The organism is Shimia aestuarii, assembly GCF_022814865.1.
In the GTDB taxonomy this organism is placed as follows: Bacteria; Pseudomonadota; Alphaproteobacteria; order Rhodobacterales; family Rhodobacteraceae; genus Shimia; species Shimia aestuarii_A.
Window position 1 is genome coordinate 16,651 of sequence record NZ_JAKVRD010000010.1, and the last position, 12,224, is coordinate 28,874.

Sequence of the window (12,224 nt, forward strand, 5' to 3'; positions counted from 1 at the left end):
ATATTGGTTCCGGCCGTCCTAGCCTTCTTCCTGACATTACCCAATCTGGCGCATTTCGCCAAATCCGAAGTCTTTAGAAACCCACGCAAAAAAGAAACGCCCGCTTAACCAAAGCAGGCGTTCCGGAAAACCGTTCGGGAGGACTTAGCCGTAAATGGCTTCCTTACCGAAATGCTTGCAGAGCATGTAATAGACCACGGCGCGGTACTTGTTGCGCTCAGAGCGGCCATAGGTATCGAGCACCTTGTTGATCGCATCCATGAGCTCCGGCCCATCCGACAGACCGAGCTTCTTGACGAGGTAGTTGTCTTTGACGGTCTCGAGCTCGCTCTCTTGCGTCGCCGCAACGGTCGAGGCGTCATCGTTGTAGATCGCCGGACCACAGCCAATGGTCACTTTCGTCAACAGATCCATGTCTGGCTGCATCCCGCATTTGTTGCGCAGATCATCCGCGTATTTCTCAATCAAGTCGTCGCGTTTACCCATCTTCAATTCTCCTTTTGTCGGAAAGTCCCACGAAATCGTAGCAAAGCCAGCACGGCTTGGCATCAACGTTAAACGTTCTGTCTCACCACACAAGGGAAATGGCCGGGGTCTTTTCCCCGTATCCCACCATCTCGAGGGGTATGAAATCGCCGCCCACCGAAATGCAAACGGGCCGGGAATTCCCCGGCCCGCCCGTTCAAACCTCTTGCCCACAACCAAGTCGCCGGGGCTACGGCGTCGATCAGAAGCGCGCTTCGCCGCCGATATAGATGCTGCGGCCGGGGCCGGTTTGGTCATCGCCAAGCCACGGAACATAGGTCTTGTCGAACAGGTTCGAGACCTTTGCGTGCACCGTGAAGCTCTCGTTCACTTTGTAGCTCGCGAAGATATCGACAAGGCTGTAGCTCGCATCGCGCTGCGTCGCGACCCCGGAGTAAGGCGCCGTATAAAGACCACCCGACGTATAGTTGTACTGGCCGCCAACGGTCAGCGTATCATCGAGGAAGTGACGCGCCGCACGCAGGCTCCACGTGCTGTCGGGGAGATACTGCCCAGTGCCGAGACCGGCCAACTGCGCGGGCAGCTTGCTATCGTTCTTGGTGAACGAAAGCCCAAGGTCATAAAGCTCTGCTTCGTAATCAAGCTGAACCTCGACGCCGCTGGTCTGTGTCGTGCCAGGAACGTTTGTAAATGCATAGCCGGTTGCGCCCCAAGCGTTGGTGAAGCCCGGCGTCGCAATCACGTAGTCTTCGACATTCATGCGATAGTAGTTCACGCGCCCAGAAAGGCGGTCGCCCTCCTGCAAAAGGCCGCTCCGCTCGATGTTGAAGCCAAGCTCAAAGCCCGTCGAAATCTCGGGGCGAAGCTCCGGGTTTCCGACCATGCCGCCGGTGCCACCGCCCGGATGCGTGCCGCCAAGCATGGTTTCCTGAAGCGTTGGAGACCGCGAGGCGCGCGAGATGGTCGCGTAAGGCTGGAACCAATCTGTCGCCCAGTAAGCCACTGTGAGTTTGGGATTGAGCGAGCCATGGCTGGTATCAAGCGTACCGCTCGTGGTTGACCCTTCAAGCGAATAGGAATCATAGCGCAAGCCGGCGGTGATCTCCCATGCGCCTCGGGTAAAGATATTCTCGGTAAAGATCGCGGCACGGCGCGCATCGCCATTGGCCGGGTTCACACCCGAGTTCGAACCCGCAAGCTTGTCACGGGAGTATTCAACACCATTGATGCTCACAACATCCCAGGCACCGGGCGCAAACTCGGAGATGTTGGTCGCGTTAAACCCTGTCGTGCGGGTCTGCATGATCCGCCCGACCGAGCCGCCACCGAAAGGCGATGTGCCGACATATCGCAGGTATTCAGTCTCGATATCGGCGAGGAACAGGTTCACATCGAGATTGATCAGACCGTCGCCCGCATTAAAGCCATACCCAAAGGTAAACGTGCTGCTGGTTAGGTCTTGCTCATAGCTGTTCGCGGCAAAATCGGCGTTGTACTGCATCGCCGAAAAGCTGATCTTCTGACGATCGTCGAGATTGTAGCCAAGCTTGATCAGGCCGGACCAGTTGTCCTTGTAGGTAAAGTTGCGGGTGGCGCCGCTGCCATCCTCAAAGTTATCCGCGTCATGACGGCTAAACGCGACAAGCGCCTCGGCCGTATCGTCGGCATAGGCCGTCGCAATCATCGACGACTTGCTATTCTGGTTGTTGCCATAGCTAAACCGCAGCAGGCCGCCGAAACCTTCGCCATCGACCACATCCCGCGCCGAGATCGTGCGGAAGTTGACCGATCCGGCGATACCGCCGCCGCCCTTCGTTGTCGTCGCGCCACGCGTGATATCGATCCCCGCTAGGAGGTTCTCATCGACATAGGTCAACCCTTGCGCCGCGTGCCCGGTGTAGCGGAAGTTCTGTGGCACCCCGTCGACCATGGTCGATACCCGGCCGGAGCCTTCGAACCCGCGGATGTTCACTGCGACGCCGGGGTTGGCCGGGTCATGCTGGGTGAAAACCGAGGTCTGGGTGCGTAGGATATCATCGATCGCGATCGTGCCGCCCTGCGCGGTAAGGTCTTCTGCATCAAGACCGGTGGTGTTGCTTCCGGCGGTGATCGGTGTGCCGTCTTCCTCATAGCCGATAATCACAGCATCAAGAAGGATTGTCGGCTCTTCTGCGTGCACCGCATGGCCAAGCACGGCCAGACCCAGAGCAATGGCAGTCGTGCTGCCCAACCTGTTCTTAAACGTCATTTCATTCCCCTTTTGACGTGCTGCCCGCACAAATAAGCGCGCAAAAGACAGCAGGAGACCGGGCCTGGGAAATGCGTTGCAATCCCTTCGAACGAGGGGGCATTGAACCTGAGAGGTCTTCGATATGTGGATTGCTGGAGTCTTGGGGTTTCCGGCGCTGCACGCGGGAAAGGCCTGAGATCTGGCTGGTGCGCTTCTCTTACCAAGGCCTGGCACCCTGTCAACGCAGCGGGGGAGGCCCAAAAGCGAAACAGGGTATCTGTGTTCTAAATGTCATAAGAAACCGCACCTTTTCTCGGATGCGGCTTTCTGACGTCGGTACAAACAAAAAATGCCACCCGCTCAAGCAAGCGGATGGCACATCTTGATCTGTCGAGGCGCTTAGTAGCGATAGTGCTCCGGCTTGAAAGGGCCTTCCGGCGACACGCCAATATAATCCGCCTGCTCCTGGCTCAGTTGCGAAAGCTTCACACCGATCCGCTCAAGGTGCAGACGCGCGACTTTCTCGTCGAGATGCTTCGGCAGGATATAGACCTCGTTCTCGTAGTTCTCGCCACGCAGCCAGAGCTCGATCTGCGCCAGAACCTGGTTGGTGAACGAAGCCGACATGACGAAGGACGGGTGCCCCGTCGCGTTGCCAAGGTTGAGAAGGCGACCCTCCGAAAGAAGGATGATCCGCGCGCCCGAAGGCATCTCGATCATGTCCACCTGATCCTTGATGTTCGTCCATTTGTGGTTCTTGAGGCTCGCGACCTGAATCTCGTTGTCGAAATGGCCGATGTTGCCGACAATCGCCATATCCTTCATCTCGCGCATATGCTCGATGCGGATGATGTCCTTGTTGCCGGTGGTGGTGATGAAGATGTCCGCGGTCGGAACAGCTTCCTCAAGCGTGACAACCTCGAAACCATCCATTGCCGCCTGAAGCGCGCAAATCGGGTCAATCTCGGTCACTTTCACACGTGCTCCCGCACCACGAAGAGACGCCGCCGAACCCTTGCCCACGTCGCCATAACCACACACCACGGCGACCTTACCAGCCATCATGGTATCGGTCGCGCGGCGGATGCCGTCGACGAGGCTCTCTTTACAGCCGTACTTGTTGTCGAACTTCGACTTGGTGACACTGTCGTTCACGTTGATCGCGGGGAAGGGCAGGTGGCCCTTTTCCATCATCTGATAGAGACGATGCACACCAGTCGTGGTTTCCTCGGTCACACCTTTGATCATGTGACGCTGCTTGACAAACCAACCGGGGGTTTCTGCCATGCGCTTTTTGATCTGTGCGAAAAGGGCGACCTCTTCTTCCGACTGCGGGTTCTCGATGAGGTCGATCTCGCCTTCTTCAACGCGCGCACCCATCAGGATATAGAGCGTCGCATCGCCGCCATCGTCGAGGATCATGTTCGCGCCGCCTTCTTCGAACATGAAGATCTTGTCCGCGTAGTCCCAATACTCCTCAAGCGTCTCGCCCTTCACCGCAAAGACAGGGGTGCCGCCCGCAGCAATTGCTGCTGCCGCGTGGTCTTGGGTCGAGAAGATGTTGCACGACGCCCAGCGCACATCCGCGCCAAGCGCAACCAGCGTCTCGATGAGAACCGCAGTCTGGATGGTCATATGAAGCGATCCGGCAATGCGCGCGCCTTTAAGCGGCTTCTCGTCGCCGTATTCCTCGCGCAGCGCCATCAGGCCCGGCATTTCCGTTTCCGCGATATCAAGCTCCTTGCGGCCAAATTCCGCGAGGTTGATATCCTTGACAATATAATCGGTCGCCATCGCGCCCAGCTCCTTTGATCCATAGCTTTGCGCACCAGATAGCACCGACCCGCCCCTTGGACAATGGCGGGCCCGCGCGACACGGGGATGAAAGGCAAACCACCCTCAGGGATTGTCACATACGCCCCCCACAGGACATACTTGCCTGGAAAAAGACCGGAGATCCCCGTGGACAATCCGTCTTCGACCATGCGCAAGGCTCTCGTCTATACCGTAGACGAGCGTGAACGCGCGATTGCTCTATTCTCTGCGTGGAAAGTCGCCACCGTCGCAAAGCCGCGCGATTTCGACATCCTGATCTGTAGCTTTGAGCCGCTCGCCATTCCTGCGCACCTATCTGCCTTAGGTATCCGCAACGTGGTTTTTGACCTGCACGACAAGATCAGCGCCGAGAACCTGCCACAGATCTGGCTACCGCTGATCACCTATCTGCGCCTTTGGCTCCCGGACGCGCTGAGGCTGCGCTATGACCGCCTCCTCTACCTCGACGCCGATACCTATCTCGTCTCCCCAGACCTGTCTCACCTCTTCGAAGTGGATCTTGGCCCGCACGCGCTCGCCGCCGCACTCGACAAGATGCAGTGGGAGAACCCGAACCGCCCTATTCTCGACTTCGCGGCGCAGGGGATGAACGTCCGGCGCTATCTCAACGCGGGGGTCTGTCTGTTCGATGTCGAAGGCTACAATGCGCTTAATCTTCTTGGTCAGATGCTGGAAATCCATAGGGCAGGGGCCAAGCTTCAACACCATGACCAATCGCTCATCAACCTCGCGACCAAGGGGCACTGGGCAGAACTCTCGCCGCGTTGGAACTGGCAATGGACAAGCCGTTTTCCCGGACTGACAGAGCGTGCAGATCCCCTCCTGCACCATTTCGGAGGTGCCCCGAAACCATGGGACGCGGCTCGACGCCCAACAAATTTCTCCGGTCCCATTGTCGAGGAGTACGCCACCTTCCTCTCCCTTGAAGACAGCATTCACCGATTTGAGACCAATCACTACGGCGGGCTACGTCCGTCGATCCCCGCCCAAATCAAGGGTCTCGTCGATAGCGCCCTCGCATATCGTCACTTCCGCAAACTGTTGAAGCGCCATACCGATGCCTTTGAGACCCGCCTCTGAGGCATGAACACCGTTGCGACAGCAGCGACCCTGCGATACCCATTGCGGGCAAATCCGGAAGGCCCAACATGAAACCTGCGCACGTTGACCCAGAGCATCAGAATGCCCTCATCTACTGCGCAGATGACAACGCGTTGCCAAGCGCGCTCTTTAGCGCGTCACGGGCTGCTCTGCTCAATCCCGACCGCCGGTTTGATATCCTCGTCTGTAGCCTGAGCCCGATCGGTTTGCCGCGGTATTTTCTCGATCTCGGGATCAAACCCGTTCATCTGGACTATACCGACCATCTGAAGGCCGCAGGCGTGCGCGAAAGGCATCTCCCGATCACCGCCTTTCTCCGCCTCTGGCTCCCCAAAGCCTTTGCCGACACCTATGAGCGCATCCTCTATGTCGATACCGACACAGATATCGTCGATCCCAGCCTCTCGGACTTCGATCTGCTTGACCTTGGACCGCATGCAATCGGCGGCGTGCGTGACAAACAGCAATGGACGGAGATCGACCGATCCATCCACGAATTCAAATCACGCGATCTTGGTCGCGGGGCCTACATGAACGGCGGCGTGATGCTAATCGACACCGAAGCGTTCAATCGCCGTGGCCTTCTCGCACGCCTCTTGCGCACAAACGAGACAATGGCGCCCTTCATCCACCACGATCAATCGCTGGTGAACCTGACTCTGCGCCATGAATGGGCCGAGCTTCACCCGCATTGGAATTGGCAAGGCGCACTCTGGTATCATCGCTTTACCGCAGAGGCCGCGCCGCGCATCATTCACTATGTCGGCCCCTATAAGCCCTACAATACGAACGGCAACCAGCTGCACTATCCAAGCGAGATCGTCAAAGGCTATGCCGATTTCATGGCCGCTCACTTCCCAGACAGGCCACAACCAGAAGTGCCGTCGCATTCCCGCCTTGGCAAGGCGCGTATCGCGCTGAAAATGCGCTATGACGATCTGCGCCTGACACGGCAGCTTAGGCCTCTTTCTGGCCGGTTTAGAGACGATTTTGAGGTGTTTACATGAGCCGCGCATGGCAACGTATGCTCTCGGGCCGAAGGCTCGACCTGCTTGACCCGACTCCGGTTGATATCGAGATTGAGGACATCGCCCACGGGCTTGCCTTTGTGGCCCGATGGAACGGCCAGACCCATGGTGACTTCGCCTATTCCGTGGCCGAGCATTCGTTGCTTGTCGAAGAGATCTTCACGCGGATGAACCCCGCCGCCCCAGCCAAATGGCGCCTGGCCGCGCTCTTGCATGATGCGCCGGAATACGTGATCGGTGATATGATCTCTCCGGTGAAGGCCGCTGTTGGCCCGGGCTACAACGAACTCGACAAACGGCTTGCTGCGGCGATCCATATCCGCTTCGGCCTGCCCGCGACGACTCCGGTTCAGATAAAACGCCAGATCAAGAAGGCCGACACTCTGAGCGCTTGGCTAGAGGCGACCGAGATCGCCGGCTTCACCGTCGCAGAAGCCAACAAGATCTTCGGCAAGCTCGATCACAAGCTGACCAAGGGCCTCTCCATCCGCCTGCGCCCGCCGGTCGAGGTTCGGCGTTGCTTCACTGAACGTCATAGCGCTCTGCTGGCAGAAATATAGGTTCCGATCATGTCCAAGACGATCCATATTCGCCGCGCAAGCACTTCCGATGCCCGCCTCATGGCAGAGCTACTGAATGAAATCATCGCGCAAGGGGGCACCACCGCGCTGACCGACCCCGTCACCGGCACCTATCTCGCCGAGAAGATGGCCGGACATGGTGATCGTGGTGCTTGGCATCTGGCCGAGGATGAATCTGGCACCTGCCTCGGGTTCCAATGGATCGGGCCTTATCCTGATCTGCCGCCCGATGCCTGTGACATCGCAACCTTCGTGCGGGTCGGCCAAACCGGGCTCGGCATCGGTTCTCGCCTGTTCGAAGCCACGAAACAGGCCGCGCTCGATCTTGGTTATGACTGGATCAACGCCAACATCCGCGCCGACAATACGGGCGGGCTGACCTACTACCAAAGCCGGGGATTTCGCGATTACCGGCGGCTCGAGGGGATTGCGCTGGCGGATGGGTCCACCGTCGACAAATGCCTCAAGCGGTTCGATCTAAAGGACTAACGGTAAGGTTTTCGAAAGCCTCGTGAATCCGCACCGCCAAGACCGCCCACAGACGCGATACATATGCAATACCGACGTAATACCGACGTTGGTTTTAGGCTCTAAACCAGGGAAATTACCGCGGCGAGCGCTTGGCGAGAATACGCTGCAATGTCCGACGATGCATGTTGAGCCGCCGCGCCGTTTCCGAGACATTCCGGTCACATAGCTCATACACCCGCTGGATATGTTCCCAACGCACGCGGTCCGCGCTCATCGGGTTCTCCGGCGGGGGCGGAAGCTCGTCCTCGGAACTCAGCAACGCGTTCATAATATCCTGCGCATCCGCGGGCTTAGAGAGATAATCCGTGGCTCCGATCTTGACCGCCGCCACCGCCGTCGCGATCGCGCCATAGCCCGTCAGAACAACAACGCGACAGTCCTCGCGCTTCTCTCGCAACACCTCGACCACGTCGAGCCCGTTGCCATCTTCAAGCCGCAGATCGACAACCGCATAAGCAGGTGGACGCGCCGTTGCAATCGCCTTACCCGCCGCCACGGACCCCGCAGTCTCGACCTCGAAACCACGCTTTTCCATAGCCTTAGCAAGCCGACGCAGAAACGGTTCGTCGTCGTCGACCAGAAGAAGCGACTTGTCCGAACCGAGTTCTTTCATGTTGTCTCCCGCCATTCGTTCTTGTTCTCCCAACGAATTTCCCAAGTATTAGCTTGCGAGACGCGGTGGGTCAAACGATGCGGCATCACTACATCTTTGAAATGAAACACCCAATCCTGTCCGCCATCTGCTCCGGCGTCAGGTCGCGCTTGAAATACTCGACAAACCCATGCTCAGGCAGGACCAGATAGGAGAAGGTCGAGTGGTCGATCAGGAAGTACTCCGGATCACCATCATCTTGCTTCTTGTAGTAGGTCCGGTAGGCCTGGCTCGCGGCTTTGACTTGCTCCGCCGACCCCGTCAAACCAAGCATGCGGGGATGCATGATGTCGGTGAACTCCGCCATGGTTTCCGGCGTATCGCGATCAGAGTCGACCGAGATAAAGACCGGCTGAACCATCTGGCCACGCTCTTCGAGAAGCGTGATCGCCTCCGCGTTACGTGCCGTATCAAGCGGACAGACATCCGGGCAGAACGTATACCCGAAGTAGAGCAGGGACGGCTCGGTGATCACGTCCTTGTCGGTTACCGTCTCACCCGTCTCAGACACAAGCTCGAACGGCCCACCAATGACTGAGCTTCCACCGGCAACCGCACCCATCCGACATTGCGCAAACTGGTCGTCGCTTTCGGGGGTGCGTGTCACGTACCAAGACGCACCGAGCGCCCCGATAACCAGAACGAGAGCCACAATAGAGATACTGCGCGACATGGTGCTTTATCCTTGGTTGATTGGTGGACGCACGACACCTAACAATTGCACGGCAAACGGCAAGTGACAAAGGCGCGCAAATGACCGATTTTTCCGCAAACCTGATTTCCGAGGAAAGCCGTGGAAATTGGATTCGGCTCCGCACAATCATCATGGTGCGTTGGATCGCTGTCGCCGGGCAGGTCGCGACACTGATTGCCGCGCACCTGCTTTTCTCGCTGAGCCTTGAATACGGTTTGTGTTTTCTCGTCGTTGGTGCGTCCGTCGTCGTCAACCTCATCGCCATGTTCGTCTTTCCTGAGAACAAGCTTCTTTCGGAGCGCGAAAACCTGTCGATGATCCTTTTCGACTTGCTGCAACTCTGTTTGCTACTGTCGCTCACCGGTGGCCTGAACAATCCGTTCTCGATCCTTGTTCTCGGCCCTGTGACGATTTCCGCGTCTGTCTTGTCGATCCGATCTACGGTCATCATGGCGTCAATTGCGATCGCCGTTGTGACCTTGCTGCTACCGCTGCATGTGCCGCTACGCACCGAGAGCGGGCTCGTGCTCGCGATGCCAGAGCTGTTCCTGTTTGGTATCTGGGCTGCCATCGTGATTTCTGTCTTGTTCTCGTCGCTCTATTCCCGTCGTGTGGTTTCCGAAATGGCGTCTATGTCCGAAGCTTTGGCCGCAACGCAAATGGCACTCGCGCGGGAACAGAAGCTCACGGATCTTGGGGGGGTCGTCGCCGCTGCCGCGCACGAGCTTGGAACGCCGCTTGCAACAATCAAGCTCGCAAGCGCCGAACTGTTGGATGAGCTGTCCGACCGTCCTGATCTTGCCGAAGACGCCGCTTTGATCCGAGATCAGGCCAATCGATGCCGTGAGATCTTGCACTCCATGGGGCGCGCTGGAAAGGACGATCTACACATCCACACCGCGCCGCTTTCCGCAGTCATCGACGAGGCGGCCGAACCCCATCTCGATCGCGGAAAGATGGTACATTTCGAGACCGCTGCCGAACAGGATTTGACCGATCTTCCGCCCGATATTGAACGTCGCCCCGAGATCATCCACGGGCTGCGCAACCTGATACAGAATGCCGTCGATTTCGCTCATGAGAACGTCTGGGTCGAATCCGCGTGGACTGAGGACCGGATCACCTTGCGTATCATGGACGACGGGCGCGGCTTTCCCGCGCATCTGATTGGCCGGATCGGAGACCCCTTTGTGAGCAGTCGCCGCTCCGAGCGAGACCGCAAGCAACGACCGGGCTACGAAGGCATGGGCCTTGGTCTGTTTATCGCCAAGACCCTTCTGGAGCGCAGCGGTGCCGAGTTGAGTTTTGCGAATGGGCCAGGGGAGGGACGGTCTTCCAGTGGTCGCGCGCGTCCCACCGGCGCCATTATCGAGGTGTCCTGGCCAAGGTCGCGTATCGCCGCGGTGCCATCACCCCAACAAGGCGCATTGGGCGAGAACCCCAACTTCCACGCATGACCCTTCGTTAACCTTCCATTAACCGAGAGGGGAAAGACTAGAGGGACAGATTTCCAAGTGTCCCGCATGTCCAACTTCCAGAACCTCGATCCGTTCTACCTGTCCCTTCTCGGGGTCGCCTTGGCGCTGCCCTGTCTCTGGGCCGCCCATCGGATATCGCTCTTTGTCTCAAAACCCGCTGGCAAATCCGCACATATTGACCCGCCATCTGCGGTGCTTCTCTACCGCAACGGTTTTCTGATCGACGCCAATCCCGCCGGCCTCGCCCTCCTTGAGGATACGGAGACCGATCCCGAGACGTGGACGACACTCGTCAACCGCCTCGCCCCTCGCTTTCCTGATTTCCCAACCACGCAAGGGAGCGACAAGGGACGGCACATACGTATCTTCTCCCCGGCCAACCCCGACGATCCCGCCTCCGCAAGTTTGGAACAATGGGAGGATTTCGCCCGCGTCCGACTGACCGAAACCTCCCCACGCTCCATCGCCAAGGAGCATGCCGCTGTCGACACCACCGCCCAGCGCGCGCCTTATCCGATCTGGATCAGTGCCGAGACAGGTGAGATCACTTGGGCCAACGAAGCCTACATGACCCTCGCTCGCAAGATCGCCCCAGAAGGCGAGGCGACGCAGCGCCTATTCGAAGATGCCTTTCTCCCCGACGAGACTAAGCGCACCAAGCTTCGCCTCCGAGAAGGCGAAGACGAGCTTTGGTTCGATATCAGCACACGCCAAAGCGGCACCTCGATGCTTCACTACGCCACCGACGCCAACGCTCTTGTTCATGCCGAGATCGCCCAACGCAATTTTGTCCAGACCCTGACAAAAACCTTCGCACAGCTCTCGATTGGTCTCGCGATATTTGACCGGAACCGCCAGCTCACGCTCTTCAACCCCGCGCTTATCGACCTCACGAACTTGCCTGCGGATTTTCTTTCCTCGCGACCCAGCCTCCTGACCTTCTTTGATCGCCTACGCGAAACGCGCATGATCCCGGAGCCGAAGAACTACAACTCATGGCGCCAACAAATTGCAGAGCTTGTCATCGCAGCCTCGGATGACCGCTATTGCGAAACATGGTCTCTTCCGTCCGGAGTGACTTACAAGATCCATGGAAGGCCTCATCCTGATGGCGCCATTGCGCTTCTCTTCGAAGATATCAGCGCCGAAGTCTCTCTTACACGCCGCTTCCGGTCACAGCTCGATCTGGTACAGGCCGTGCTCGATTCCCTCGATGAAGCGGTGGTCGTGTTCTCTCCTGTCGGCGCCGCAACCTTCAGCAACAGCGCCTACCGGCGATACTGGAAATCAGAGGTCGAGTCAGATCTCTCGGACTACAGCACATCAAATGCACTCGAGGCATGGAAGGCCCACTTTGAACCGTCTGATATCTGGGACCGCCTCGAATTGCACCTTGACGATATCAATCCCCGACCAGACCTCGTTGGGGTCGTAAGGACAGAGGGTGGCAAGGCAAAGTGCATCCGTGCGGTGTACCTTCATGGCGGCAACAAGGCTGTTGTTTTCTCCGATCTTCTTGATACCCATCCGAATGACGAGAACGAAGGTTATTCGCCGACCACCGCCTATCCGGCTTGCGAGGAAGAGGTGGCCGTGTAATCTGCGGC

The 12,224-nt window shown here is 58.1% G+C and carries 11 protein-coding genes; 6 read left to right on the forward strand and 5 right to left on the reverse strand.

What is annotated here, in order from left to right:
- Positions 1 to 144: 144 nt before the first annotated feature.
- The 3 genes from MK745_RS11405 to ahcY all read right to left on the reverse strand — a co-directional run bounded on the left by MK745_RS11405 (position 145) and on the right by ahcY (position 4,510).
- Entirely contained in the window at positions 145 to 486 is a 342-nt protein-coding gene (locus tag MK745_RS11405) for a DUF2853 family protein (protein ID WP_243613423.1), read from the reverse strand.
- Positions 487 to 727: 241 nt separating this feature from the next.
- The gene (locus tag MK745_RS11410; protein ID WP_243613424.1) at positions 728 to 2,734 is read right to left on the reverse strand and encodes a TonB-dependent receptor domain-containing protein; all 2,007 of its coding nucleotides are present in this window, start codon (positions 2,732 to 2,734) and stop codon (positions 728 to 730) included.
- A 381-nt stretch (positions 2,735 to 3,115) separates the two neighbouring features.
- Positions 3,116 to 4,510, reverse strand: a complete 1,395-nt coding sequence (ahcY, locus tag MK745_RS11415) for an adenosylhomocysteinase (protein WP_243613425.1) — start codon at positions 4,508 to 4,510, stop codon at positions 3,116 to 3,118.
- A 168-nt stretch (positions 4,511 to 4,678) separates the two neighbouring features.
- On the opposite strand from ahcY, the gene MK745_RS11420 reads away from it, so the two are divergent.
- The 4 genes from MK745_RS11420 (at position 4,679) to MK745_RS11435 (ending at position 7,751) form a co-directional block, all read left to right on the forward strand.
- Positions 4,679 to 5,632 carry a glycosyltransferase family 8 protein gene (locus tag MK745_RS11420; protein ID WP_243613426.1) on the forward strand — a complete coding sequence of 318 codons (954 nt, stop codon included), beginning with the start codon at positions 4,679 to 4,681 and terminating at the stop codon, positions 5,630 to 5,632.
- Between the two features lie 68 nt (positions 5,633 to 5,700).
- A complete protein-coding gene (locus MK745_RS11425; protein WP_243613427.1) occupies positions 5,701 to 6,660 on the forward strand; it encodes a glycosyltransferase family 8 protein in 960 nt (319 codons plus the stop codon).
- Positions 6,657 to 7,241: an HD domain-containing protein gene (locus MK745_RS11430; RefSeq protein ID WP_243613428.1), complete on the forward strand. Its 585-nt coding sequence runs from the start codon at positions 6,657 to 6,659 to the stop codon at positions 7,239 to 7,241. The genes MK745_RS11425 and MK745_RS11430 overlap by 4 nt, the downstream gene beginning before the upstream one ends.
- Before the next feature lie 9 nt (positions 7,242 to 7,250).
- Positions 7,251 to 7,751, forward strand: coding sequence for a GNAT family N-acetyltransferase (locus MK745_RS11435; protein WP_243613429.1), 501 nt, complete (start codon positions 7,251 to 7,253; stop codon positions 7,749 to 7,751).
- A gap of 115 nt (positions 7,752 to 7,866) precedes the next feature.
- Here the strand turns inward: MK745_RS11435 and MK745_RS11440 are convergent, their stop codons facing one another.
- Together MK745_RS11440 and MK745_RS11445 are read right to left on the reverse strand one after the other, a co-directional pair.
- Positions 7,867 to 8,421 (reverse strand): ActR/PrrA/RegA family redox response regulator transcription factor, encoded by a 555-nt coding sequence (locus tag MK745_RS11440; protein WP_243613430.1) that lies wholly within the window; start codon positions 8,419 to 8,421, stop codon positions 7,867 to 7,869.
- Positions 8,422 to 8,494: 73 nt separating this feature from the next.
- Positions 8,495 to 9,118: an SCO family protein gene (locus MK745_RS11445; RefSeq protein ID WP_243613431.1), complete on the reverse strand. Its 624-nt coding sequence runs from the start codon at positions 9,116 to 9,118 to the stop codon at positions 8,495 to 8,497.
- Between the two features lie 80 nt (positions 9,119 to 9,198).
- On the opposite strand from MK745_RS11445, the gene regB reads away from it, so the two are divergent.
- Both regB and MK745_RS11455 read left to right on the forward strand, forming a co-directional pair.
- Entirely contained in the window at positions 9,199 to 10,596 is a 1,398-nt protein-coding gene (regB, locus tag MK745_RS11450) for a sensor histidine kinase RegB (RefSeq protein WP_243613432.1), read from the forward strand.
- A 66-nt stretch (positions 10,597 to 10,662) separates the two neighbouring features.
- Complete coding sequence (locus MK745_RS11455) at positions 10,663 to 12,216, forward strand: PAS-domain containing protein (protein ID WP_243613433.1); 1,554 nt, start codon at positions 10,663 to 10,665, stop codon at positions 12,214 to 12,216.
- Positions 12,217 to 12,224: the final 8 nt, after the last annotated feature.

Coding starts and splice junctions, on each gene's coding strand:
- regB (WP_243613432.1), top strand. CDS start 9,199: ATGACCGATTTTTCCGCAAACCTGATTTCCGAGGAAAGCCGTGGAAAT.
- MK745_RS11410 (WP_243613424.1), bottom strand. CDS start 2,734: ATGACGTTTAAGAACAGGTTGGGCAGCACGACTGCCATTGCTCTGGGT.
- MK745_RS11455 (WP_243613433.1), top strand. CDS start 10,663: ATGTCCAACTTCCAGAACCTCGATCCGTTCTACCTGTCCCTTCTCGGG.
- MK745_RS11425 (WP_243613427.1), top strand. CDS start 5,701: ATGAAACCTGCGCACGTTGACCCAGAGCATCAGAATGCCCTCATCTAC.
- MK745_RS11405 (WP_243613423.1), bottom strand. CDS start 486: ATGGGTAAACGCGACGACTTGATTGAGAAATACGCGGATGATCTGCGC.
- MK745_RS11445 (WP_243613431.1), bottom strand. CDS start 9,118: ATGTCGCGCAGTATCTCTATTGTGGCTCTCGTTCTGGTTATCGGGGCG.
- MK745_RS11430 (WP_243613428.1), top strand. CDS start 6,657: ATGAGCCGCGCATGGCAACGTATGCTCTCGGGCCGAAGGCTCGACCTG.
- MK745_RS11440 (WP_243613430.1), bottom strand. CDS start 8,421: ATGGCGGGAGACAACATGAAAGAACTCGGTTCGGACAAGTCGCTTCTT.
- ahcY (WP_243613425.1), bottom strand. CDS start 4,510: ATGGCGACCGATTATATTGTCAAGGATATCAACCTCGCGGAATTTGGC.
- MK745_RS11435 (WP_243613429.1), top strand. CDS start 7,251: ATGTCCAAGACGATCCATATTCGCCGCGCAAGCACTTCCGATGCCCGC.